The organism is Bacillus sp. EU55 (assembly GCF_038005925.1).
Taxonomy (GTDB): Bacteria; Bacillota; Bacilli; order Bacillales; family Bacillaceae; genus Bacillus; species Bacillus velezensis.
The window spans coordinates 2,314,886-2,338,676 of the sequence record NZ_JBBOUE010000001.1; the positions used below are offsets into that span (position 1 = coordinate 2,314,886).

The window sequence follows — 23,791 nt, forward strand, 5'->3', positions numbered from 1 at the left end:
GCTTTTTTTAAAAATAACTGCGCGCTCCTAAATACGCTTTTTTCCAATACGGATTGCTTAAGTTTGAAACTTCAACCCCGGAGGAGCTTGCGTGAATAAAATCTCCTCCGCCCAAATACATTCCCATATGAGAAGGGCCCGCTTTATATGTCGTAAAGAAGACGAAGTCGCCAGCTGACGGCTGGCTGATATGTTTCATCGTATTCCAATATCCGGCCGTGCTCAGACGGGAAACAGAGCTTACCTTATTTAAAAGGTAATAGATGTAACCGCTGCAATCGAAGCCCGCAGGCGTATTGCCTCCCCAGCGGTAAGGCACGCCGACATGTTTTTTCGCCTCGCCTATCATTCTGTCAATCTTTGACCCTGTCACCGGAGGTTCGGGAGTATTCGGCTTGTTTGGCTTTGCCGGTTTGTTATCCGGCTGCCGCACAGGATCTTCTGTTTTTCCCGTTCCGTTAATCACCAGAACTTGTCCGATTTGAAGCACATCAGTTGTCAATTTATTTTTTTCTCTGATGAGCTGAGCGGTGATGCCGAACCGATTAGCAATTTTCCAGAGGGAATCGCCTGCTTTTACTTTGTAAGTGGATGGCTTCTCAGAAGGGTTTGAATGAGATGGCGGTGTTGTGCCGCTGTTTCCGTTATGTGAACCTTTGATCTTTAACACTTGATTCGGATACAGCATGTCTGATGTTAATTGATTCAGCTTTTTCAGTTCGGCGATGGTGACGCCGGTTTGATTGGCGATTTTCCACAGCGAGTCACCCGGCTTCACAGTGTAAGTCCCTGATGCGCCTTTATCAGGCTTTGTCTGTCTGCCGCCTCCGTCCGTGCCGCCGGCAGACCCTTTAATTTTCAGTTTCTGGCCGGGATAGATGACATCTGAACTCAAACGGTTCAGGCTTCTCAGCTCAGAAACGCTCATTTTGTATTTTTTTGCGATCACCCATAATGAGTCTCCGTATGTAACTGTGTAAGCACCCGTGCTTCGTTTTCCTTTTTGACCCGTTTTATGTGTGCCGCTGCCGTCAGGAATGTGCAGCCGCTGTCCTGGGTGGAGTATCGTTGATTTCAGTTTATTTTCCGCCTGCAGGGCTGAAATACTTGTATGATATTGCCGGGAAAGCTTCCAAAGAGAGTCGCCGCTTTTTACTTGAATGGTTTTTGCTTCAGCGGGATGCACGGCGAAGGTTGAAGTCATTACTGCAGATACAGCCAGACCGGCTGCGATTTTTTTCTTCATATAACGAAAAACCTCCTATTTATCATTGCTGAAAGGGACGTTCCTTTTCTTTGGACGCCGCCTGTTATGCAGGATTCATTCAGAAGTCGACATTAATTCCGATTCATTTGGCCTTAGATCATCACCAATGCCACACATTTTACATAAATTGAGAACATTTCACAAAAGACTTTGGAATCATTTTCATAACATGGCTTTTTTCCGCGACATTCCACCTTTCTTGTCTGTTTTTCATACAATTCTCTTTACGGCGTGAAAAATCCTCCCGAAAAACAATCAAAAAAAGCCCGCTTCCTTTAAAGGAAGCGGGTGACGGCTGTGATTACAGAACCCGGGTCTCGGCAGTTTTCACGTCTTCTGCTATCAATTCCGCTGCACGCTGTGCTCCGCCGGCCGCTTTCAGGGATTCTCCGATTTCAGAAGCTTTTGTCTGATATTCAGGATTTTCGCTCAATTCTTTTATTGCTTCAGTGAGCAGTTCCGCTGTTACATCTTCTTTTTTAAACATCTTGCCCGCGCCCGTGTTTTCCACTTGGCTTCCGACGGCGAACTGATCTGCGCCCATCGGAATGACGATCATCGGGGTTTTGTAGTAAAGCCCTTCGCTCGTACTGTTCATTCCGCCGTGAGTGATAAATAAGTCCGCTCTCTTCAGGATCTCAAGCTGCGGAACATAAGGCTTTACAATGACATTCTCAGGAATTTCATCAAGCTCCGCCGGATCAAGATGTTTGCCGATTGACATGACGGCTTTTCCGTTAAAGTTTCTGGCCGCTTTTAAGCATTTATTAAACAATTCCTTCTGATTGTTAAAAATCGTGCCCATGGAAATAAACAGGACGTTTTCTCCTTCAAGCTGTTCAAACGCGAATTCTTGAGCCGCCGCCCTTTCGGTTATGGACGGACCGACAAAGAGATAAGAATCGCCAAACTCTTCTTCTTTCGGCTGAAACGCTCTTGAAGTAAACACGATGGTTTTTCTGCCGTCATTTGAGAAAATATCATACGGCGTTTTAATGTCTGCGCTGAATTCTTCATTGAGCCGGCTGACCGCTTCGGTATAAGCCGGATAATGAGATGATTCCTCTGATACAAGGTTTGTATTTGAAAACACTTCTTTAATAAATGCTTCATTCATTGCAAATGTCGTACAAAGTGAATATGCCGGCAGTTTCAGCTGGTTTCTCACGAGCCTTCCTGCCAGAAAATGATGATCATACAGGATGTAGTCGTAGGATTCATCCTTTACTTCTTCAAGAATACGGAGAGCGGCTTTTTTGGAAGTCTCAATCATTAATAGTAAAAACTCGGTAGCGTCCCGCTGTTCATCACCCGTTGCGTTTTTTCCGAATTCATCTTTTCGGAAATCTTCATATTCACGGAATTCCGCTCCGCTTGACGCGATTTTGTTCTCATATTCCTTCACGCCGTAATATACGACATGTTCCCCTTTTGCCTTCAGTTCTTTTACGACGCCTAAAGACGGATTGATATGGCCTTCTCCCGGAAAACCGATCATCAATACATTTGCCATCTTTCCACTCCCTATTCTTTTAAATTTTATGTATATTTAAACGATAACATCAATACAGAAAAAGGTAAAGATGTTCACCTTATTAATATTAAATGGGTACAATATTCCCATTTTCTTATTATTTCGTATGAAGCGCCCGCGGCGAAACAAGCGGATACAGTCCGCCGTCTTTAGCAAAGGACATTTTTCCCGTTTCTTCTGAAACAACGAGCACGAGTGCATCAGTCACGGCCGAAAGACCCATCGCGGCCCTGTGGCGCGTCCCGTATTTGAGATCGACATGTTTTGTTGTGAGCGGAAGCACATTGGCTGCTGATACAACCCGGTTTTCTCTGACCAATACGGCTCCGTCGTGAAGCGGATTGCCGGGATAAAAAATACTCTCAATTAAAGCCGCACTGATCTCGGCATGCAGGCTGGTCCCTTTTTGTATTATTCCGTCCAGCGGATCTGCACGTTCAATCACAATCAGCGCTCCGTGTTTTTCTTCCGCCAGATGCTGCACGGCCCTCGCCAGCTCTGTATAGGAAGGCGTAAAATGTTCGATATATGTCTGCAGGTAAAACGACGAAGCGACAGCCTGCATTTCCTGAAACGTATGTCCCAGTTCATCTAATTCGCAAAGAAGGCATTGGTCTTTTTCATCCAATGTCCGCAGTATCATTCCGGCATCCTCCGTAATTTGTTTCAAATACGTTTGAACGGCAGCGGTAAACGCGCTTTCCGTCATTTGAGTGTGGCGCATGTCACATCAGCTCCTTTCCCTTATTTTCTGCATCGCGCGCATGGATATGCGCCGCTGTGTGCACCATAATCATGAAAGGAGGCGCACATCATATGGAATTCGCACGGCTGATGCAATATATCTGCACTTTTTTAGGGGTCATTTCACTTTCATTCATTTATGCCAAGATGTTTAAAAAGCCGAAACCGGACAAAAAAGAGTAGGCCGGCTTTCATTGCTTTTTATACATAAAATGTTATAATTTCTCTCGTTAAAATAAAGAAACGGGGAACCTAACTTGAGAGAAACGAACACGATCGGCCAAAAGGTCAGACAGCTGTTACATATCTTCATTCCGATTTTAATCACACAGGCGGGCCTTTCCCTGATCACCTTTTTGGATACGGTGATGTCAGGAAAAGTGAGCGCCGCCGATTTAGCCGGGGTTGCAATCGGTTCAAGCCTGTGGACGCCGGTTTATACGGGCCTTGCAGGAATATTAATGGCCGTTACGCCCGTTGTTTCGCAGCTGTTTGGAGCCGGCAGACAAAAGGAAGTGCCGTTTTCCGTCATCCAGGCCGTTTATGTAGCGGCCGTTCTCAGTGCGGCGGTTATCCTGATCGGCTTTTTCACCGTTGATATGATCTTGGGACATTTGGGACTGGAACCTCGTGTCCGGACGATCGCAAAACACTTTTTAGGCTTTTTATCCCTCGGTATTTTTCCTTTGTTTGTGTACACCGTTTTGCGCTCGTTTATTGATGCACTCGGCAAAACGCGAGTCACAATGCTTATTACGCTTTGCTCATTGCCTATTAATTTTGTTTTAAATTATGTATTTATTTTCGGGAAATTCAACATGCCGGCATTGGGCGGAGTCGGTGCGGGGCTCGCTTCTGCCCTGACTTACTGGTGTATTTGCGCCATCAGCTTTTTTATCGTCTGCAGATTTGAGCCGTTTGCCGGGTACTCTGTATTTCGGAAACTGTACCGTTTTTCTCCGTCTGAATGCAGAAAGCTTTTGAAAATCGGTTTGCCTATCGGTTTTGCGGTATTTTTTGAAACGAGCATTTTTGCGGCTGTCACACTGCTTATGAGCCATTTTCAGACGGTGACGATTGCAGCTCACCAGGCGGCAATGAATTTTGCTTCCCTCTTGTATATGCTGCCGCTCAGCGTATCCATGGCCATGACCATTTTAGTCGGCTTTGAAGCAGGCGCAAATCGCTATAGAGATGCCCGCTCATACAGCTATATCGGGATCGTGATGGCGCTTAGTTTTTCTTTATGCACGGCGGCTTTCATTTTACTGTTCAGGCCGCAAATCGCCGGAATGTATACATCAGATCCGGCGGTGCTCATGTTGACGCAGCACTTTTTAATCTATGCGCTGTTTTTCCAGCTTTCTGATGCCGTAGCAGCTCCGATACAAGGCGCTCTGAGAGGATATAAGGATGTCAACTATACACTCGGCGCGGCTTTTGTGTCGTATTGGATTATCGGGCTTCCGCTCGGTTACGCAGTCGGCACTTATACGGGCCTCGGGGCATACGGCTACTGGATCGGGTTAATTGCAGGACTTGCCGCAGGAGCTGTCGGTTTATTCTTCAGACTGATGAAACTGCAAAAGCGTTATGTGAAAAAAATGATGATTTTATAAAGGAGGAGCAGCAATGCCAAAACATAAACTGCTGTACGATTATTTAACTGAACGGGCGGAGGACATCAGTCAGACATGGTTTGATACGCTTCATGAAACGGATCCTGATTCTGTTTATGCTTCTACTGACCCGGCTGTACTCACAAATCTGAAAAAACAAAATCTGGCGTTTAATTATCAGCTCAATCGGATTTTTTCTGAAGAGAAGGAAGTATATACAACGGCCTTGGAAAAGTGGGCGTTTAAAGCCGCACGGGATAAAGAACATTTAAAAACTCCCATCCATTATATTATTCGCGAGTTTATCAGAGTTCGTGATTTGTATGTCGGCCATGTCAAGCAGTTTACCAGACTTCATTCGGACACCGTGACAGAAGAAGATGCCGAAGATATATTCCATACGCTGATCAAATCGTTTGATGTGGTCATTCATATTTTCATAGAGGAAATGTATAAAAACACAAACATTCAGCTTGAAGCGCAAAAAGAATTGATCACCGAGCTGAGCTCGCCGGTAATTGTGCTTTTTGACAATGTCGGACTGCTGCCGCTGATCGGGGATATTGACACGGCAAGAGCCAAAATGATTTTGGAGAATACGCTGCACCAGTGTTCAGAGAAGCGCATCACTCAGCTGTACATTGATTTATCGGGCGTAGCCATGATTGATACGATGGTTGCCCAACAGCTTTTCACCTTAATTGAATCACTCGGAATGCTCGGCGTGAAAGCGACATTATCCGGAATCCGTCCTGAAATCGCCCAAACCGCGGTGCAGCTCGGACTGAGTTTTTCAAATTTATCAATACGGTCTTCGCTTGCGGAAGCGATCGCTTCCGATCTGGCACAAAAAAAGGGATAAGGCATTTCAGCCTTATCCCTTTTTTATCAGTCTTTCCACGGATATGTCCAATACACTTCTTCTTCAAACCATGTCTGAAGAACCGGCTCGTTATTTTTTATTTTTTCTTCCAGCTCTCTCAGCATGCCTTCCGTTTGGGTGCGGTGCGCTTTTAAGGCATTCATTTTTATATCGGCAACCTCTTTAATATCAAGAATGACATCAGGCTTGCCGACGGCTTCCTCCCTGTTGCGGGTGATTGCCATGCAAAGCGTGCGCGGGCGGTCCTCTTTTTTCTTTCTGTAAAGCGCTCTGATGACCGCTTCGCCGCATGCATCATGATCCGGATGGACGCCGTGCTCCGGATAGAATGTGACAATCAGACTCGGTTTTACATCGTCGATAATCTCTTCCATCATATCCGCGAGCCACTCGTCATCTTCAAATTCAAGTGTTTTATCACGAAGCCCGAGCATTCTCAGGTCAGTAACGTCCATTGCTTTGCATGCGTCGATCAGCTCTTGTTTTCTTAACAGCGGCAGTGTTTCACGGTTCGCGAAAAAGGGATCTCCCATGTTCCGGCCCATTTCGCCAAGCGTTGCGCATGCATACGTAACGGGAATATCTTCTTGTCTGTGTAAAGCAATCAGCCCTGCCACTCCGTATGATTCATCATCAGGGTGAGGCAGGATGACGAGTACATGTTCTTTCATGATTTTCACCCTTTTCTTTAAACTGTAAACGGCTTTTCGCTGATTTGAAGCGAAATCGCCAATTTTCCGCCCGGCAGATGCCCTGCCATTAACAGACGGTCTTCGTCATCTACTGTATACTCAGTCAGACCTTCTGCGTAAATCCAGCCCTCTTCTGTTTTCAAACCGACGCGGTACGGGCCGTTTCCTTTGATTTTCGCCTGATGGTACGTCACTTTTGCATTGCGTATATAGGCTACAACCGTCATGTTTTTCTCATTCAGATGCGCTGAATAAGAACCGGTCGTTGTTTCCAAATGAATATATACAGGACGATCGGCATATCGCTCTAAAGAAGTTTGCACATCTTCTTTTATGATCGCTTTCATAGCTGCTCCCCTCTTTCTTCTTTTAAAAATTGCAAACGCTTCGTATGTAGTTCAACCAATTCATATTTCTCAATCGGCCGCAGCCGGGAATCTACAATTCGCTGCACCGCCAGAGCAAACTTTTCCTCGGGTGACTTCCGGAGCCTCGGATGTGTTCTTTGATCAAGCAGTTCAAGATCAATTGCCTTCTCCGCTTCTTCAAGAGTTGAAGCCGGGAGAGTGCGGTTATTCCACAGTGCCTGATAGGCTTTTGCTATGTCTTTATCAGTGCCCATTGTACAGCTCCTTTACATACTCGTAATGATTATACATAATTTAAGCTATCGCTGGAAAGCGAAAGGCTTAGCGGCTTTTTATCGGCCGCTTCCATTTGATCTGTGAAAAGGTAAACAAAAGCAATGCTGCCCATATACAAATGAAGGTAAACGCTTTTTGCCCGGAAAACGGTTCATGATACACAAATACGCCGAGCATAAGGGTAATGGTCGGCGCTATATATTGCAAAATGCCGACTTGATACAGCGGCAGACGCTTTGCCCCCTCCGCAAACAGTAACAGCGGCAGGGCCGTAAATACGCCTGCGAAAAATAGGAGCGCCCATGTTCCTGCCCCCAAGGACCCGGAAGTGCTCCCGTCAGCTGTATATCCTAAATAAATAAGTGCAGCCGGGGTAATCAAAAGCGTCTCCAGCGTCAGTCCGATCGTGCTGGACATGCGGGTTCTTTTTTTACATAAGCCGTACAGGCCGAAGCTGAATGCAAGCAGCAATGCGATATAAGGAACCGCGCCATATTGAAACGCAGATATGATCACGGCCGCCCCGGCAATAGAAACGGCTGCTGTTTGCATCTTGTTAAGCTTTTCTTTTAAGAATAGGATGCCCAAAAGAACGGAAACGAGCGGATTAATGTAGTACCCGAGACTTGCTTCAAGCAAAAAGCCGTGATTGACGGCCCATATGTACACAAACCAATTAACGGAAATTAAAACGGAAGCGAAAAAAAGCGCCAGCAGGCCCCCTTCCGATTTCAAAAGACGCAGTTCACGCCATCCGGTTTTCCACTTCTTAAGCACAGTTAAAAGCACACACATGAAAACAAATGACCATAAAATCCGGTGAGCTAAAATGTCCAATGCGGGTATTTGTTCAAGAAGTTTCCAATAGACCGGAAACAGCCCCCACATGGCGAAAGAACAAGCGGTATAAATGATTCCTTTTCTTGCGTTATTCCCTTGCACGGCCTTCCCCTTCCTTTCTGTAAACAGATTATATTATATCACGGGATGCTTCCGGCGGGCATATACTATGTTGTCCGTTAAGAAAGGGTGAGATGCCGTGTTTGATTGGAACAGATATTTTCCCTTCCAAAATCAGTTCTCTAAAGAAACGTTTAAAAATGCTGATCCGAAAGATGTCGAGACATATGTCAACCGAGTGATGGAAAGCGTATTCGGCGCCGGTTATGCCGGACAGTTCCCTTTTCGCGACCCAATGTCCAAAAAGGCCGATCCGGTCGAAGCGGAACCGCCCAAGCCGGAAATTGACCTGTTTGAAACATCCGATCATGTTTTTGCGAAAATTCCCGCAGAACAAGAGGAACTCGACCGTATCAGGATTAAGCATACGTCACACAGCCTCGTTGTAGAGAACAGCAGTCTGGGAGAAGGAAAAAAAGAAATCATCCTTCCGAGCCTCGTCAAACGGAAAGGAACAAAAGCAGTCTATAAAGACGGGATGATTGAAGTTATGTTTTCAAAACAGGAAGACTACAATTTATCGGAAGTGGAGATTTTAAGATAAAAAAAACGGCCCGCGCGATGCAGGCCGTTTTTTCTTTAATAAAATGGCGGATAACCGCCGGCTCCCGGACCGAAACCGCCGTATGGGACGCCTCCGTATCCGTAACCGGCGAACCCGTACGGATAGCGGGGTCTTGTAAAACCTGTGGCAATTACGCCTCCGAGAAGACCGCCTAAAAATCCGCCGAATAAAGGAGCGCCGAACAAAAAAGGACTTCTCGCCGGAAATCCGGCAGGACCGAAATTCCCGCGATACAATGCATGACGAGGGTACATGTTTTTCCTCCTTTATGTCTGCCTATTCTTAAGCGTATTCATAAAATGAGGAAATTGATTGGGCGATTGTAACAACATGTGCCTCTCTCTGATATTGCATTAACGTATAAATATTTTGGTTATAATTTGATTACATTTTGATTAACTGTTATACTTTTTTACAAGTTGCAACATGATAAAAAACCATCAGGGGGAATAAAATATGCCATTACTTCGTTTTGACGTTATTGAAGGCCGGGATGACGCAGCATTAAAAAAACTACTGGATACCGCCCATTACGCCATGGTTAAAGCTTTTGACGTCCCTGTAACGGACCGTTATCAGATCGTTCACCAGCATCGGCCTCATGAGCTTATCATTGAAGATACCGGGCTCGGTTTCAAAAGAAGCAAAGATCTTGTCATCATCAGCATTGTCAGCAAAGCGCGCACCGAACATCAAAAAGAAACATTATATCAACTGATGGCTGATCAGCTTAAAACAGAATGCGGCATATCACCCGAGGACGTCATGATTTCCATTACAGAAAACGGGAACGCCGATTGGAGCTTCGGGCTTGGTGAGGCTCAGTTTTTAACCGGGAAACTGTAAAAGGCCTCCCCGCTTGTTCTGAATGATTGCAAATTGAATAAAAGAGGGATGTATGTTGGTTAGTGAGTTGTACCCTTGTTTGATATGCGGATTTAAAGGATTAGAGACAAGTCCCGTTTATAACGGCGAATATCAAAAAACATTTGATATTTGCCCCTGCTGCGGGTTTGAATTCGGCTACAGCGAGGACCATGACGTAAGCTTAGGGTTTATTGTAACGCCTGATCATTTAATTGAAGCGGCATTTCAGTTATACCGGAAACAGTGGATTGAGGGAGGAATGAAACTATTTTCTCCAAATGATGTTCCGGCGGAATGTAAAAATGATCATTTCCTTACATTCGATGCTTTATTAAAGCAATTAAAAGGCTTGAACCTCAATCTGAACAATTTTGATATTAATGGTTTTTATGACGAGTAAACATTATTATTAAGAAAAGGCTGCCTTGGGCAGCCTTTGTTATTCATCACATGTGTCGTTGGCAGATCCCCCGGGCTCGCAAAAACTGTCTGCCCATTTTTGCATTTCCTGAAAAACGGCTTGCAGGGCCATGCCTTTATCAGTCAGTTTATAAATGACTTTGACAGGTGTTTCAGGCAGCACCTGACGCTCGACGATTTCATTTTGTTCCAGCTCTTTGAGCCGCTCCGCGAGCATTTTTTGGCTGATTGTCGGTATCGTTTCGGTCATATCTTTAAATCGTTTCGGCCCGTCCATCAGTACATGGATAATGAGGCCGTTCCAGCGCTTTCCCAAAAGAGAAAAAGCGGATTCCATTTTAGGACACATTGTATATCCCACGTGAGTTCATCCCTTCATCTATGAATTGACAAGTTTTTTGTGATCCATTAAAATTAGTTTTCGAGTTACATTTAGTAAGCTTCTAACTTTTCTATTATGATAACACGTTTATCCGAAGGAGGAAACATGATGACATCCGTATTAGACGTTTTAAAGGAACGCGCATCTGTTAAAGAATACGATAAAGACGCGGTCATTACAAAAGAGGAATTAACAGAACTCCTTGAAATCACAACGCAAGCGCCTTCCGCCTGGAACCTTCAGCATTGGCATTTTCAAGTCTTTCACAGTGATGAAGCAAAAGCTGCCCTGCTTCCGGTTGCTTTTAATCAAAAACAGATTATTGATTCATCAGCAGTTATTGCCGTATTAGGCGATTTAAAAGCAAATGAAAATGGTGAAGACGTTTATGCTGAACTGGCTGAGCAAGGCAATATCACAGAAGAGATTAAACAAACGCTTTTAGGCCAGATTAACGGCGCATACCAAAATGATCAGTTTGCCCGTGATTCAGCATTTTTAAACGCTTCTTTAGCAGCGATGCAGCTGATGCTTGCCGCTAAAGCAAAAGGCTACGACACTTGCGCGATCGGCGGATTCAATAAAGAGCAATTCGTTAAAGAATTCGACGTGAGCGAGCGTTTCGTGCCCGTCATGCTGATTTCAATCGGCAAAGCCGTTAAGCCGGCGCATAAAAGCAACCGGCTGCCTGTATCTAAAGTGTCAACTTGGCTGTAAGATGAAAGAAACCCTTAGTCCGCTTAAGCAGACTAAGGGTTTTTTATAGGAATCGCTCACTGTACCAGGTTCTCGCCTGCTCTGCTTCCTGCTGTGTGAGCTGATGACCGCCCTCCTGCCAAACAAGAGAAACGGATGCATGAGCATCTGTCAGATACTGATAAAGCTCCTCCGATTCTTCTTTTGTACATAGGGGATCGCGTTTTCCCGCACCGATAAACACAGGCATCCCTTTCATATCAGGCAGCTTCACTCCGCGTATCGGCACCATCGGATGATGCAGAACCGCTCCTTTCAGTACATCTTTATAATGAAACAAAAGACTTGCTGCAATATTGGCGCCGTTTGAATAGCCGGCAGCAATCACGTTTTCTCTGCTGAATCCGTACATTTGCGCCGCTTCATCAATAAAATTCTTTAATTCTTCCGTCCGTTCAATTAAATCTTTCTCGTCAAATACGCCTTCTTTCAGCCGCTTAAAAAAACGGGGCATGCCGTTTTCCGACACTGATCCTCTGACCCCGAGCAAACTTGCTTTCGGATCGATAAAACGTCCGAGCGACAGAAGATCATGTTCATTCCCCCCCGTTCCGTGCAAAAGCAGCAGAACATTTTCTGACGTCCCCTGTTCAAACACATGTTTCATCATCATTCTCCTTTCTCCATTTTGGGCAGAACAGCTGTAATCTGGCTGCGATGCTCTTCCAGCCATTCCGGAAGCTTCAGCTCTGTTCCGAGATTTTCAAAGGATTCATCCGTCATAAAGCCCGGTTCATCGGTTGCCATTTCAAATAAAATGCCGCCGCTTTCTCTGAAATAGATTGAAGTAAAGTAAGACCTGTCAAGAATGTCAGATGAAGCAAGATGAGAAGCAGCAAGAATGTCCTTCCACTCCGCCTGCTCTTTTTCGGTAGTGCGGAAAGCGACATGATGGACTGTCCCGTAACCGCCGATACCTGCTTCTTTCGGCGCGAGATCAACATCTATAATATGTCCGATCCGGGCCTCCGATTGCAGCCTGACAATCTGATTTTCTTCTCCTGTCTTTGAATAACCGAAGCGTTCTATGAGAAATTGAATGGTTGCTTCAGGACGGTACGAGTACAAAAGAACACCTCTCATGCCTGTGATCGCTTCTTTTTCAGTAATGCCCGAAGGCGTCCATTCACTCTGTCCGCTTCTTTCATCTTCCATTATGGCAAGCGGCAGGTCTTCTGTATCATTAAAGAGAAGCACTTGTTCAGACAGTATGATCTGCTCTTTTACAGACAAGCCGTTTTCTTCAAGCCGGCGCTTCCAAAACGCGAGTGCTCCTTTCGGCACGGAGAAATAAATTCTTCCGGCCTGCCCTTTTCCCACGGTTCCCGGGCGGCTTCCCTGAAAAGGAAAAAATGTAATGATCGTGCCCGGCTCTCCGTTTTGGTTGCCGAAATAAAAGTGATAAGTGGCCGGGTCGTCAAAATTAACGGTTTTTTTAACGAGCCGCAAACCCAGCACTTCAGTATAAAACCGAAGATTTTCAGCAGGATCTTTTGCAAATGCGGTAACATGGTGCAATCCTTGTGTATTCAATGTATTCACTCCTAAATATCTTGATTTCGAGATATTAACTATTCTAATTTAATATGAATGAAGATGCAACTAAAGTGTTTCAGTTAAAAAAGTAATAGAATTCTTTTTTTTCTGAAAAATATCTTGTGATCTTATCTGACACCTGCTATGATAAGGAGCATTATCAAGTTTCAGGAGGAAAGTAAATGGTCAGAAAAGCACTAATTTTCGTTCTCATCTTAATCCCTTTCAGCCAGCTGGCCCTGCTGTCAGTCGCTAATCGGGTTCATCCGATCATTATCGGGCTGCCTTTTTTTCATTTCTGGCTGCTTTTATGGATCGCAGTCACTCCATTATGTTCGTTTCTTATTTATAGGCTGCAGAAGAAACAAGGAGGACTGGACTGATGCCCGCAAATATAACAGCATTGATCATTACAGCCATCATCGTTTTAACCGTTGTCTGCATCGGCTTTATAGCCGGGAGAGACAAATCATCACGCACTTCTGTTGAGGAATGGTCTGTCGGCGGCAGACGGTTCGGGGGGCTCCTCGTCTGGTTTTTAGTCGGCGCGGATCTTTATACGGCTTATACGTTTTTAGGCTTAACAAGCACAGCCTACACAGGGGGAAGCGTTGCTTTTTTTGCAATCCCGTATTCTGTTTTGGCGTATTTTATCGCTTATTTCTTTCTGCCGAAGCTGTGGAAAGTGGCAAAAATACACAAATTAACGACGCTTGCCGATTATGCCCGTGAGCGTTTTGACAGTAAACTTTTGGCCAGTCTTGTCGCCATTGTCGGCGTTCTTATGCTCATTCCTTATATTTGTCTCCAGTTGAGCGGAATTCAAGATACGCTTCAGGTGGCCGGAACGGGTGTCATTAATGTCAATATGGTCGTCATCATCTCTTTTATTCTTGTAGCGCTGTATACTTTTTTCAGCGGAATTAAAGGGCCGACGTTTACGGCGATTATTAAAGACATTCTCGTGTGGGTGATTATGCTGTTTATGGTCGTCTCACTCCCGCTGATCCATTTTCACGGCTGGACGCCGATGATTCACACTTTGGCTGAAAAAGCGCCGCAAATGCTGACGATCCCGGACTCGGGGCCGAAAGGAATTCCTTGGTTTATCACAGCTTCCATCGTATCTGCGCTGGCGCTCTTTATGTGGGCGCATGCGGCAACCGGCGTATTTACGGCAAAAAGCGCAGATGCCGTCCGCAAAAACAGCATGTTTCTGCCGCTTTATAATATTGTTTTGATTCTTGTTATTTTTCTCGGCTTTATCGCGTTTCTTGTCCTGCCGGAAGATACCAATCCGCGGCTCGCTTTATTGAAACTGATTCAAACGTCTTACGGCGGGGTCGCGCAGGGCTTTGCTTACTCCACGATTGCCCTTGCGTCATTGATTCCCTGCTCTATCATGGCCATCGGAGCATCAAACTTATTTGCGAATAACTTATATCGGGATTTGATTCACCCGAATGTGTCACCAAGCAAGCTGACGATGATCACCCGTTCAATGGTATTTGTCGTGATCGGGCTCGCGCTTTTATTCGGCATGCTGTTCCCGACTGCGCTCGTTACCCTTCAGCTTCTCGGTGTTTCCGGCATGGTTCAGATCTTTCCGGCTATCGCCGTCAGTCTGTTTTGGAAGAATCAAACGAAAGAAGCGACAATTATCGGTCTTCTCGTCGGTCTTATCGTGACATTCACGGTAAATATCACCCAATCCGCCCACGGTATATATGAAGGCTTTTGGGGTTTGACCGCTAACATGGCAGCCGTTATTATCCTTAACCCGTTTTTTGTAAAAAAAGCGGCTTCAAACGCCGTCAAAGACGGTTTATTCAATAAAGCGCCTTCTGATCAACTGAACCAAAAAGGCGCTTAACAGAAAGAAGCCGGCACGTAAATGTGCCGGTTTTTACTTTTTTTGCTTCCATTTGTAGGTAGCCACGGTTTTAGCCGGGATGACGGCTTCAAACTGCCGATTTTCTGAAACGACATGGAATTTTTGGTCGGCGGATGTCTGGTTGATTACGACTGTCACAATGGATTGATCAGGATTAAGGAACGATACATTCGAGACTGTGTTTTTGGAGCCGTAATTACTTTCTATCCGCTTTGCTCCCCGGTCGATAAATTTTGAAAAGTTGCCTGTCATATGAAAGATCGGGATATTCCAATAGCGGTCAGGGTTTTTAGCATCCTGAATAAACAGCGTCGGGTCTGGGGTGCCTATCCAATGATGCGTCTTGATTTGACTGTCGAGCATCGTCACCCACGCATTGTAGCTCGACGCGCCGTTGCGGAAATACTGCGCGATCCGGTCCGCCCCTGCCGTCCCCCAGACAGACCGCTCCGTTAAGTGAATAGATTGATCAGGATATCTCTTTCCGATCTCCGACATGACGGAAAGGTCACCGTCATAATCGTGAAAAGCGATGCCGTCTGCCGCCCGGTTTCCTTTTTTATCATCTAAAATCGGCGGAATATAGTTCCACGCCCCGCTCGCATTGTGATCATAAATCCAAATTTTCGTGTCAATTACGTGTTTTTTCATTTCTTTTTTTAAGGCCAGTGCCAGTTTGCGCTGCTGAGACGGCGGCATATACATGCTCGGATAGTCGATTTCCAGCAAAGGTTCATTTTGAAGGGTCATGGCATAAATCGGAATTCCTTGCTTTTCGTACGCCTCAATAAATTTGCGGAAGTAAACGGCCAGTTCGCCGATATATTTATCTTTCAGCTTTCCCCGCTTAAGGTTTTCATTCGTTTTCATCCAAGCCGGTGGGCTCCACGGTGAGGCAATGATTTTCAGTTCCGGATTTATCTCCAGCGCTTCCTTGATGGTTGCTGTAATGTGTAAATCAATATCCTTTTGGATCGAGAAATGACGGAGCTTAGGATCTGTTTGCCCTTCAGGCATATCATCATACGTATAAAATTCCTGTGCCGTAAAATCAGATGTCCCGATCGTTATGCGCATAACGTCCATGCCGATACCATCTTTGGGATCAACGAGTTTTTTCAGCACTACTTTTCTTTTTGCGGGTGTCATTTTTGATAAATTATGGATTGTGGATTCTTCCAAGGACGATCCTACGCCTAACACACTTTGATAGCGGCGCGACGGATCAATATACACGGCGGCGGAGTCAGAAGTCTTCTTTTTTGTCAATGTAAGCGGTGTTTGTTCGTCTAAGGCGTATTTCACTTCCTGCGGCCCGTCATACCACGTACAGGAAGCCGGATCTTTTTCAGAACTGAACCACACCCTTACTTTGTTTTTGTCTGAAGCCTTCCGATCAGCCGCATACACTTCGGTCATGCTGCTTGATATGAAAAAGAAAAACATAAGAAAAACCAGCGTCATGTGCAGACCTTTTTTAAAAAACATGAACCACCATCCCTTTCCTTATTTTTATAAGCGATCCTAAATGAAAAGCCGGACAGTCACCTCCTTCCCGCTTGAATGAATGCGCTTTCAAAATTACTGATAAAAAGCCGGCTTCACACAACGGTGAAGCCTTCCCTTTTTACACCTTTAGGATACATATGAGCCGTTTGTTTCAATCACTTTTTTATACCATTCAAATGAGTCTTTCTTAAGCCGCCTCATTGAACCGTTGCCTTCATTATCCCGATCAACATAAATCATGCCGTAGCGTTTTTTCATTTCTCCGGTTGTAAATGACACGATATCAATAATTCCCCATGGTGTATAGCCCATTACATCCACACCATCATATGTGATTGCTTTTTTCAAAGCTTTTATATGTGACGATAAATATTCAATTCTTGCTGCGTCATGAATTGAACCGTCCTCTTCTAATGTGTCGATGGCGCCGAATCCGTTTTCCACGATAAATAATGGAATCTGGTAGCGGTCGTATAAGCGGTTTAATGTGTACCGTAAACCGGTCGGGTCAATCGCCCAGCCCCAATCACTCGCTGTAATATAAGGATTTTCCACGCCGTTTGGCAATCCTCCGTTTACGACATCCCCGGTATTATCGTTTGATACATCACTTTTTACGGTTGTAGACATGTAATAGCTGAATCCGAGGTAGTCCACCCGGCCGTTTTTCAAAATCTCTTCATCACCGTCTTCAAAGTGTATCTGATAGCCTTCTCTTTCAAATTCTTTTAACGCATAGCTTGGATAATATCCGCGAACCTGCACGTCCGGGAAGAAAAAACGCTGTCTCATCGTTTCTTCAGCCAGCATCACATCATCGGGGTGAGATGAGTACGGGTAAATCGGGACATGTGATACCATCGCGCCGATCCTGAACTCGGGATTGATTTTCCTTCCCTTCGAAACAGCCAATGCGCTTGCCAGCAGTTCGTGATGGCCGGCCTGATACATGACTTCTTTTGCGTTTTCGTTTTCTTTAACGGCGACGCCTGAGTTCGTCCATAAAAAGATCGGATTATTCACATCCATCTTATTATTGATTTCGTTAAACGTCATCCAATACTTCACCTTATGTTTATAGCGTTCAAAACACACTTCAGCGAATTTCACAAAAAATCCGACTGTTTTTCTGTTTCTGAAACCGCCGTATTCCCTCGCCAAATGCAGCGGCATCTCAAAATGTGACAGCGTGATTACCGGTTCAATCCCATGTTTCAGCAATTCATCAAACACCCGGTCGTAAAAAGCCAATCCTTCCTCATTGGGCTCGGCTTCATCACCTTTAGGAAAAATTCTGCTCCAGCCGATGGACGTTCTTAAACATTTCAGACCCAGCTCGCTGAATAATGCGATGTCCTCTTTATAACGATGATAAAAATCGATCGCTTCATGATTCGGATAAAATTCCCGCTCTTCAATTGTATCTGTTATTTTCCGGGGCACACCATGCGCGCCTGCCGTCATGACGTCCACTACACTCGGCCCCTTGCCGCCTTTATTCCATCCCCCTTCAAATTGGTGGGCGGCGAGAGCGCCTCCCCATAAAAAATCTTTTGGCAATGTCCCCATCGTTTATATCCTCCTTTATTTGACTGCCGCTTGCATGCCGAATAAATGCACTGCAGCCGCTTCGATAGTGCAGAAGAATTCCTGCCTTTATTTTCATATTATACGTTTACATTATAATTGTACCGGTATAATTTATCAATACATAAACAATTATAGTTAATTTACGAAATGGCTTTTAAAAACGATTATGCTATAATTCTGAAAGAAGCGGGACAATAAATGAATGAGGAATGTATATGTTAAAATACCAGCAAATCGCGATAGATATTGAAAAATACATAGAAGAACATCAGCTGCAGCAAGGGGATAAACTGCCTGTGCTGCAAACCTTAATGAGCCGGTTTAACGTGAGCAAAAGCACGATCACCAAGTCCTTGGATTTATTAGAAAAAAAGGGGATTGTGTTTCAAGTGAGGGGAAGCGGCATTTTTGTCAGACGGAATAAAAGAAAAGGGTATATCAGTCTGCTTTCTAATCAGGGATTTAAAGAATCACTTGAAGATTTTAATGTCACTTCCAAATTATTAGCTCTGGAAGTGAGAAAACCCACGCCTGAGGCTGCCCAAAATCTGAATATGCCGCCTGACGGCGACGTGTATTATGTCAAGAGAATCCGATATATTGACGGGCTGACATTGTGTATCGAAGAGTCATTTTACAACAAATCGATTATTACGTATTTGAATAAAGAGATCGTGGCAGAATCAATATTTGATTATATTAGAGAAGGTCTCGGGTTAAAGCGCGGTTTTTCAGATTTATATCTGTACGCGGGGATGTTAAATGAGGAAGAAGCGGAGTACTTAGGTCTGTTTACAGGAGCGCCTAAGCTTTGCGTTGAAACGATTTTTCATTTAACCAACGGCCAGCCGTTTGACTACTCAAAAGTCACCTATCACTATGAGCAATCACAGTTTTTCATTCAGGCGAACAGCCACCTTTTTGAACAGGAAACGACATAAGACGGGCTTTTCGCAAACAAAAAACACCCAATGCGCGAGCGACGCATCGGGTGTTTTTTACTATTTCATATTCTTATTTAATGTTTCAACGGCTTTTTTCATTTGTGTATCGTTGTCCGCAAGCTGTTTTTGCAGATCCGTCATCAATTTTGCCGTTGTGTCTCCCGTTACAATGCCTGTTTGTTTCAGTTTCTCTTTTGCTTGGAATTGTTTAACGGCTTGTTCAAATGCTTTATCATACGTGCCGTTTACTTTCACGCTGTACCCCAGCGCTTTCAGCATTTTTTGCGCATTGGTGACGGTGGTTCCGGAATCCCCGTATTTGTATGTTTTTTTCGCATCTAAATACGGCAGGTTCGCATATTCAGGAAGCTTAACCTGATATTGCGGTTTGATGCCTTTTTTATGAATCCACTCTCCGTCCGCTGTCAGCCATTTTGCGATTGTCAGCTTAACGGTAGAACCGTCGCTGTAATCTTTTGCCGTCTGCACGGTTCCTTTTCCGAACGTTTTCTCGCCGATCAGCGGAATGCCCGATGATTCATGCAGCGCAGCCGACATGATTTCCGCGGCGCTCGCGGTGCCGTCATTGACGAGGACGACTGTCGGTTTTGTCACTTTGCGCTCTTTCGTCGCTTTCATGACCTCTTTCGTGCCGTCTTTGTATTCGACCTGCATGATATTTTTACCTTTATCGATAAACATGTTGCTCATTTTGATGGCTTCATCCATCAGTCCGCCCGGGTTGCCCCTTAAATCGAGAATGTATCCTTTCGCTCCTTGTTTTTCGAGGCTGTTAATGGCTGAATTCAGCTCTTTTGCCGTCGATTCGGAGAAGGATGTGATTTGGATTTCGCCGATGTCTCCTTTTTTCATTTCAGAGTACACCGTTTCAACCGGAATGGTGTCACGTTTGATCGACAGGTTCAGATCGCCGACACCCGCTCTGTGCAGCACAAGCTTGACGTTTGTTCCCTTTTTGCCGCGGATTAATGCGACGGCTTCGTTTACATTAAGGCCTTTAACGCTTTTGCCGTTGACCTTCAAGATCTGGTCATTCGGTTTAACCCCCGCTTTTTCCGCGGGTGACCCTTTAATCGGCGATACGATCAGGATGCTGCCGTCCTTTTCTTCCACTTGTGCGCCGATGCCTTCAAACGAAGCGGAAATTGTTTCTTCAAAAGACTTTCCTTCCTGCGGGTCCATATAAGAAGAATATGGATCATCCAGGGAACTGATCATGCCTTTTATCGCTCCGTCTACTAATTTGCTGTCATCTGTTTTTTGATAGTAATCACTTTTAATCTGCTCGTAGGCTTTATTGAATTTCTCAAATTTGCTGTTCGTCAAAGCAGCCGAGCCTTGTCCGAAAATGGTCGTATTGCCCGTGATAAACAGCGTAAGCGCCGAGGCTGCGACCGCAGTGATCAATATAATAAAAAACAGTTTAAATTGCCGCTTCAAGAAAACACCACCTTTTTATTCTTACATTATTATCATAGACGAACGCTCATTCGTCAACTTCAAACGTGAGGCGCCCTTCTTTCCCGTTTACCCAAACCTATGCTTTTCTCTCAACATATGCTGAGGAAAAAAGGAGGATTCGGCCTTTGAGCAAATATTTAGAAATGCTGTCCTTATTCGGAGTCGGAGGGGCTCACCCCGGCGGGCTCGCTTTTTCCAAAGCCGTTCTCACAAAAGCGGCTCCTCCTCCTGGCGAACCGATTCTTGACGCCGGCTGCGGAACGGGACAGACGGCCGCTTATCTCGGCCACCTGCTGTACCCCGTCACCTGTGTTGATAAGGATCCCCTTATGCTTGAAAAAGCAGCAAAGCGATTTGCCGCTGAAGGCTTAACCATTCCGGGCTATTTGGCGGAGCTTGAGCGGCTTCCGTTTGCTGAAAATCAATTTTCCGCCGTTCTTTCCGAATCAGTTCTCACCTTTTCAAATCTTGATTCATCGCTGTCTGAAATCCTGCGGGTCCTTAAACCCGGGGGTATGCTGATCGGCATTGAAGCTGCTTTACAAAAGCCCATGCCGGAAAACGCCATCACGCAGATAAAAGACTTCTACGGTTTTACCGTATTGCAAGATGAAACGGCATGGAAACAGAGATTGCTTCAGCAAGGCTTTCAGAAAGCGGATTTCATTCCCGCTCTCTATGAAAACAATGCGCAGGAGCCGACTACAGAAATGGATTTATCGCCCGTTATTCAGCCGGTTCACTACGATACGCTAACGGCTCATTACGAGCTTATGCAGACGTACCGTGAATATATGGGACACTGCGCTTTTGTCGCTTACAAGTAAAACGGCGATTGTCCTCCTGTTTTCGTCCAACCTTTTTACCGCACTCTATCATAAGCTGACATAGAAAGATAGGTTGGATAGGAGGAGAAAAGATGCAAAACTATTATCATCTTTGCCGGCAGCACCAGGGAAAAGTAGCAAGAATTACAGAACGAAACGGCAGAGTCCACGTCGGAAGAATCGTACGGGTGACTAACAGCAAAGTGTATATCGCCCCTGTCGGCGGCCGTCACAGAGGATACGGGTTCGGCTATTGGGGAGGCTGGGGAGGCTGGGGAGCAGCCTACGGTATCGGCCTTGGTTTCATTACCGGATTTGCGCTTGGAGGTTTACTCTTCTGGTAATAAAGAAAGCCCGCTTTCTATTTTTCAAGCGGGCTTCTTCTCATTACACTTTCTTTACTTCATTAAAATATTCTTCAAGCGTTAATTGATGGTCATGGATGGCTTTTGCCGCTTTTTTGCCTACATAGCGTAAATGCCATGGTTCATACTCATACTTTGTGACATTTTCTTTGCCTTTAGGATAGCGGATGATAAAGCCGTATTCATACGCATGGTCTTTCACCCATTTGCCGTCCGCCGTGTTTCCGAACGCTTCATTCAGCTCATATCCGTTGCTTTTGCTGGAAATGTCCATGGCAAGCCCCGTCTGGTGTTCGCTTTGCCCCGGATATGCGACGGCTTCTTTCGCCTTTTTTTCACCTTTCAGACTGACTTCATTATCGAAAATCACTTTCTGTCTGTCATAAGAGCGGTATCCTGAAACGGCAACCAGGTCATAACCTTCTTTTTTCCCGGCGCTGAACAGTTCCGCCAAAGCATCGGCGGCAGGTTTGCGGATATATCGTTTCTCGATTTTCTCAGTAAAAGAAAATTCGACTTTCGGGATCACGAGATCATTCGGTTTATAATCTCCCGGCAGCGTGTATGTCTTATTCACGAGCGCAAGTGTATTTGTCGGATTTTGAATGGTCTCAAGCCCGTTCACTTCTTTAATATCATTAAAATATTTGCTCTCCAATACAAAATCGCTGTTTTCTGTCTTCGTTGTTTTTTTGCTTGATGTGTCATCGGATTGTTTTGTTTCAGCTGCTGTTTTTGTGTCCTTGTGGCTGTCGCCGCCTGAAATGCTGCAGCCGGTTCCCACGATTGCGGTTACGCTGAGAGCGGCAGCGAGCGAGAACCATTTAGTGGATTTCTTCATTTTACCCTTACCTTTCTTTTTTTGAATCAGGGCGATGCATAAAGAAGAGGGCTGCTTTAATCAGCATAACCCTCATCTCAAGTTTACGATACAGTATGCAGCGCCAGTTTAATCATATCATGAAAAGTCGTTTGACGCTCTTCTGCCGTTGTTTCTTCTCCCGTTAATACGTGATCGCTTACAGTCAGGATAGACAGCGCTTTTTTGCCGTATTTAGCGGCAAGCGTATATAAAGCAGTCGTTTCCATCTCTACGCCGAGCACGCCGTATCTGGCAAGCTTTTCGATTTGGGAGTCTTCATTGTAAAACTGATCGGCGGTGAATACGCTTCCGACTGCTACGGGAAGATTGTTTTTTTGCGCTTCCTGGTACGCTTTATGAAGCAGTTCGAAGTCTGCGCAAGGAGCATAATCTACACTGCCGAAGGCGACACGGTTCATCTGTGAATCCGTTGAAGACGTCATAGCCAAAATCACGTCACGGACCTTCACGTCATTACGGATGGCTCCGCATGAGCCGACTCTGATTAAGTTTTGAACATCATAGCTTTGAATCAGTTCATTCACATAAATAGAGATAGACGGAACACCCATGCCTGTGCCTTGGACTGATACTTTTTTGCCGTTATATGTACCCGTAAATCCGTACATTCCTCTGACTTCATTATAGCATTCCACATTTTCAAGATAAGTTTCCGCAATAAATTTCGCTCGGAGCGGATCTCCCGGCAAAAGCACTGTATCCGCAATTTGGCCTTTTTCTGCGTTTATATGTACACTCATTTCCTTTTCCTCCTGCCTATTCAAACTCCCACCCATTGTACACTGAATAACGGTAAGAGACAATCATCAGCATGATCAGGGCGATCTTGGGCAGAATATGCGGGATGACAAGCCTAAAGAAAAAGGAGTGAACATAATGGGCAAAAAACAGCGCAACCGGGTGACCGGCCAGAAAAAGAACAATCATGTGCCCGTTTCAGACGTCATTGCAGCTGATGAAGCGCATGGAAAAGAGCATTCCGCCGCTAAACGGAAGCCTTAACACTGTCTTTCCCAGACAATACGGAAGCCGGCTGAAGATTCAGCCGGCCCCGTCTTACCTCGGCTGGACGAGCAGCCGGTTAATTTTGCTCCATCCCGCAGGGTTAAGCCTGTAATAGGTCTTTCCTTTTCTTCCTTCGTCTATGAGTATGACATCTCCGGTCGCTATGAATCTGGCTTGATAGTCGTTTGGGACCGTATCAGGCACATTAAAAACAGAAAATGCCCTTTCCAGTGCGTCTTGATGATTGTCAGCGGCCAGCTCTGTCCGATAGACGACTCTGTATCCCTTTTTCTCGCCGTAGCGGGGTGTTTGAAAAATCGTCACATCATAGGCGCAAGTCTTTTTTTTAAACACGGGCAGCGATAACAGCATCAAGATCCCTCCCTCTTATTTCTTAATAGTATTAGCGTTTTTTCTCATTTT

General features: G+C 45.1%; 29 protein-coding genes. 12 read left to right on the top strand and 17 right to left on the bottom strand.

What is annotated here, in order from left to right; all coding sequences use genetic code 11:
• Positions 1–7: 7 nt before the first annotated feature.
• The 3 genes from NYE50_RS11675 to cdaS form a co-directional block, all read right to left on the bottom strand.
• Complete coding sequence (locus tag NYE50_RS11675) at positions 8–1,246, bottom strand: C40 family peptidase (protein ID WP_128496681.1); 1,239 nt, start codon at positions 1,244–1,246, stop codon at positions 8–10.
• Between the two features lie 322 nt (positions 1,247–1,568).
• Positions 1,569–2,780, bottom strand: coding sequence for a macrolide family glycosyltransferase (locus NYE50_RS11680; protein ID WP_088056477.1), 1,212 nt, complete (start codon positions 2,778–2,780; stop codon positions 1,569–1,571).
• 118 nt (positions 2,781–2,898) lie between these two features.
• Positions 2,899–3,525 (bottom strand): sporulation-specific diadenylate cyclase CdaS, encoded by a 627-nt coding sequence (gene cdaS, locus NYE50_RS11685; protein WP_014418125.1) that lies wholly within the window; start codon positions 3,523–3,525, stop codon positions 2,899–2,901.
• Positions 3,526–3,802: 277 nt separating this feature from the next.
• On the opposite strand from cdaS, the gene NYE50_RS11690 reads away from it, so the two are divergent.
• Positions 3,803–5,164, top strand: a complete 1,362-nt coding sequence (locus tag NYE50_RS11690; RefSeq protein WP_014418126.1) for an MATE family efflux transporter — start codon at positions 3,803–3,805, stop codon at positions 5,162–5,164.
• 13 nt (positions 5,165–5,177) lie between these two features.
• The gene (locus NYE50_RS11695; protein WP_159354264.1) at positions 5,178–6,026 is read left to right on the top strand and encodes an STAS domain-containing protein; all 849 of its coding nucleotides are present in this window, start codon (positions 5,178–5,180) and stop codon (positions 6,024–6,026) included.
• Between the two features lie 26 nt (positions 6,027–6,052).
• Here NYE50_RS11695 and bshB2 read toward each other — a convergent pair whose 3' ends face one another.
• The 4 genes from bshB2 to rarD form a co-directional block, all read right to left on the bottom strand.
• A complete protein-coding gene (gene bshB2 / locus NYE50_RS11700; RefSeq protein WP_159354265.1) occupies positions 6,053–6,718 on the bottom strand; it encodes a bacillithiol biosynthesis deacetylase BshB2 in 666 nt (221 codons plus the stop codon).
• A 17-nt stretch (positions 6,719–6,735) separates the two neighbouring features.
• Positions 6,736–7,086: a YojF family protein gene (locus tag NYE50_RS11705; RefSeq protein ID WP_007611980.1), complete on the bottom strand. Its 351-nt coding sequence runs from the start codon at positions 7,084–7,086 to the stop codon at positions 6,736–6,738.
• On the bottom strand, positions 7,083–7,361 hold the full coding sequence (locus NYE50_RS11710; protein WP_003153742.1) for a hypothetical protein: 279 nt from the start codon (positions 7,359–7,361) through the stop codon (positions 7,083–7,085). Before NYE50_RS11710 ends, NYE50_RS11705 begins: the two co-directional genes overlap by 4 nt.
• 67 nt (positions 7,362–7,428) lie before the next feature.
• Entirely contained in the window at positions 7,429–8,325 is an 897-nt protein-coding gene (gene rarD / locus NYE50_RS11715) for an EamA family transporter RarD (protein ID WP_012117756.1), read from the bottom strand.
• Between the two features lie 97 nt (positions 8,326–8,422).
• Here rarD and NYE50_RS11720 point away from each other — a divergent pair, with 97 nt between their 5' ends.
• The gene (locus NYE50_RS11720; protein ID WP_014418128.1) at positions 8,423–8,887 is read left to right on the top strand and encodes a hypothetical protein; all 465 of its coding nucleotides are present in this window, start codon (positions 8,423–8,425) and stop codon (positions 8,885–8,887) included.
• A 35-nt stretch (positions 8,888–8,922) separates the two neighbouring features.
• Here the strand turns inward: NYE50_RS11720 and NYE50_RS11725 are convergent, their stop codons facing one another.
• The gene (locus tag NYE50_RS11725) at positions 8,923–9,162 is read right to left on the bottom strand and encodes a hypothetical protein (RefSeq protein WP_003153736.1); all 240 of its coding nucleotides are present in this window, start codon (positions 9,160–9,162) and stop codon (positions 8,923–8,925) included.
• Between the two features lie 202 nt (positions 9,163–9,364).
• Between NYE50_RS11725 and NYE50_RS11730 the strand changes: the two genes are divergently transcribed.
• On the top strand, positions 9,365–9,754 hold the full coding sequence (locus NYE50_RS11730; protein ID WP_003153733.1) for a tautomerase family protein: 390 nt from the start codon (positions 9,365–9,367) through the stop codon (positions 9,752–9,754).
• Positions 9,755–9,806: 52 nt separating this feature from the next.
• The gene (locus tag NYE50_RS11735; RefSeq protein WP_012117758.1) at positions 9,807–10,175 is read left to right on the top strand and encodes a hypothetical protein; all 369 of its coding nucleotides are present in this window, start codon (positions 9,807–9,809) and stop codon (positions 10,173–10,175) included.
• A gap of 39 nt (positions 10,176–10,214) precedes the next feature.
• On the opposite strand, the gene NYE50_RS11740 is transcribed toward NYE50_RS11735, so the two are convergent.
• Positions 10,215–10,556: a winged helix-turn-helix transcriptional regulator gene (locus NYE50_RS11740; protein WP_003153729.1), complete on the bottom strand. Its 342-nt coding sequence runs from the start codon at positions 10,554–10,556 to the stop codon at positions 10,215–10,217.
• Between the two features lie 129 nt (positions 10,557–10,685).
• On the opposite strand from NYE50_RS11740, the gene NYE50_RS11745 reads away from it, so the two are divergent.
• Positions 10,686–11,294, top strand: a complete 609-nt coding sequence (locus tag NYE50_RS11745) for a nitroreductase family protein (RefSeq protein WP_003153727.1) — start codon at positions 10,686–10,688, stop codon at positions 11,292–11,294.
• A 43-nt stretch (positions 11,295–11,337) separates the two neighbouring features.
• On the opposite strand, the gene NYE50_RS11750 is transcribed toward NYE50_RS11745, so the two are convergent.
• Positions 11,338–11,940, bottom strand: coding sequence for an alpha/beta hydrolase (locus NYE50_RS11750; RefSeq protein WP_025649771.1), 603 nt, complete (start codon positions 11,938–11,940; stop codon positions 11,338–11,340).
• A gap of 2 nt (positions 11,941–11,942) precedes the next feature.
• The gene (locus tag NYE50_RS11755) at positions 11,943–12,866 is read right to left on the bottom strand and encodes a ring-cleaving dioxygenase (RefSeq protein ID WP_022553221.1); all 924 of its coding nucleotides are present in this window, start codon (positions 12,864–12,866) and stop codon (positions 11,943–11,945) included.
• 185 nt (positions 12,867–13,051) lie between these two features.
• Between NYE50_RS11755 and NYE50_RS11760 the strand changes: the two genes are divergently transcribed.
• Together NYE50_RS11760 and NYE50_RS11765 are read left to right on the top strand one after the other, a co-directional pair.
• Positions 13,052–13,252 (top strand): DUF3311 domain-containing protein, encoded by a 201-nt coding sequence (locus NYE50_RS11760; RefSeq protein WP_003153716.1) that lies wholly within the window; start codon positions 13,052–13,054, stop codon positions 13,250–13,252.
• Positions 13,252–14,742, top strand: coding sequence for a sodium:solute symporter family protein (locus tag NYE50_RS11765; protein ID WP_007612001.1), 1,491 nt, complete (start codon positions 13,252–13,254; stop codon positions 14,740–14,742). Before NYE50_RS11760 ends, NYE50_RS11765 begins: the two co-directional genes overlap by 1 nt.
• Positions 14,743–14,775: 33 nt before the next feature.
• Here NYE50_RS11765 and NYE50_RS11770 read toward each other — a convergent pair whose 3' ends face one another.
• Positions 14,776–16,251, bottom strand: coding sequence for a glycoside hydrolase family 30 protein (locus NYE50_RS11770; RefSeq protein ID WP_224988106.1), 1,476 nt, complete (start codon positions 16,249–16,251; stop codon positions 14,776–14,778).
• A gap of 147 nt (positions 16,252–16,398) precedes the next feature.
• On the bottom strand, positions 16,399–17,841 hold the full coding sequence (bglA, locus tag NYE50_RS11775; protein ID WP_061862290.1) for a 6-phospho-beta-glucosidase BglA: 1,443 nt from the start codon (positions 17,839–17,841) through the stop codon (positions 16,399–16,401).
• Positions 17,842–18,077: 236 nt separating this feature from the next.
• Here bglA and NYE50_RS11780 point away from each other — a divergent pair, with 236 nt between their 5' ends.
• Positions 18,078–18,803, top strand: coding sequence for a GntR family transcriptional regulator (locus NYE50_RS11780; RefSeq protein WP_060562844.1), 726 nt, complete (start codon positions 18,078–18,080; stop codon positions 18,801–18,803).
• Between the two features lie 60 nt (positions 18,804–18,863).
• Here the strand turns inward: NYE50_RS11780 and ctpA are convergent, their stop codons facing one another.
• Positions 18,864–20,267, bottom strand: a complete 1,404-nt coding sequence (gene ctpA / locus NYE50_RS11785; RefSeq protein ID WP_224988104.1) for a carboxy-terminal processing protease CtpA — start codon at positions 20,265–20,267, stop codon at positions 18,864–18,866.
• Between the two features lie 146 nt (positions 20,268–20,413).
• On the opposite strand from ctpA, the gene NYE50_RS11790 reads away from it, so the two are divergent.
• Positions 20,414–21,115, top strand: coding sequence for a class I SAM-dependent methyltransferase (locus NYE50_RS11790; protein WP_032873377.1), 702 nt, complete (start codon positions 20,414–20,416; stop codon positions 21,113–21,115).
• A 92-nt stretch (positions 21,116–21,207) separates the two neighbouring features.
• Positions 21,208–21,459 carry a hypothetical protein gene (locus NYE50_RS11795; protein WP_007407946.1) on the top strand — a complete coding sequence of 84 codons (252 nt, stop codon included), beginning with the start codon at positions 21,208–21,210 and terminating at the stop codon, positions 21,457–21,459.
• A 43-nt stretch (positions 21,460–21,502) separates the two neighbouring features.
• Here NYE50_RS11795 and NYE50_RS11800 read toward each other — a convergent pair whose 3' ends face one another.
• Positions 21,503–22,321 (bottom strand): M15 family metallopeptidase, encoded by an 819-nt coding sequence (locus tag NYE50_RS11800; RefSeq protein ID WP_003153703.1) that lies wholly within the window; start codon positions 22,319–22,321, stop codon positions 21,503–21,505.
• An 83-nt stretch (positions 22,322–22,404) separates the two neighbouring features.
• Positions 22,405–23,103, bottom strand: a complete 699-nt coding sequence (deoD, locus tag NYE50_RS11805) for a purine-nucleoside phosphorylase (protein ID WP_003153702.1) — start codon at positions 23,101–23,103, stop codon at positions 22,405–22,407.
• A gap of 136 nt (positions 23,104–23,239) precedes the next feature.
• On the opposite strand from deoD, the gene NYE50_RS11810 reads away from it, so the two are divergent.
• Entirely contained in the window at positions 23,240–23,365 is a 126-nt protein-coding gene (locus NYE50_RS11810; RefSeq protein ID WP_003153701.1) for a hypothetical protein, read from the top strand.
• A 54-nt stretch (positions 23,366–23,419) separates the two neighbouring features.
• Here the strand turns inward: NYE50_RS11810 and NYE50_RS11815 are convergent, their stop codons facing one another.
• Positions 23,420–23,740: a YodL domain-containing protein gene (locus tag NYE50_RS11815; RefSeq protein WP_003153700.1), complete on the bottom strand. Its 321-nt coding sequence runs from the start codon at positions 23,738–23,740 to the stop codon at positions 23,420–23,422.
• Between the last annotated feature and the right edge of the window lie 51 nt (positions 23,741–23,791).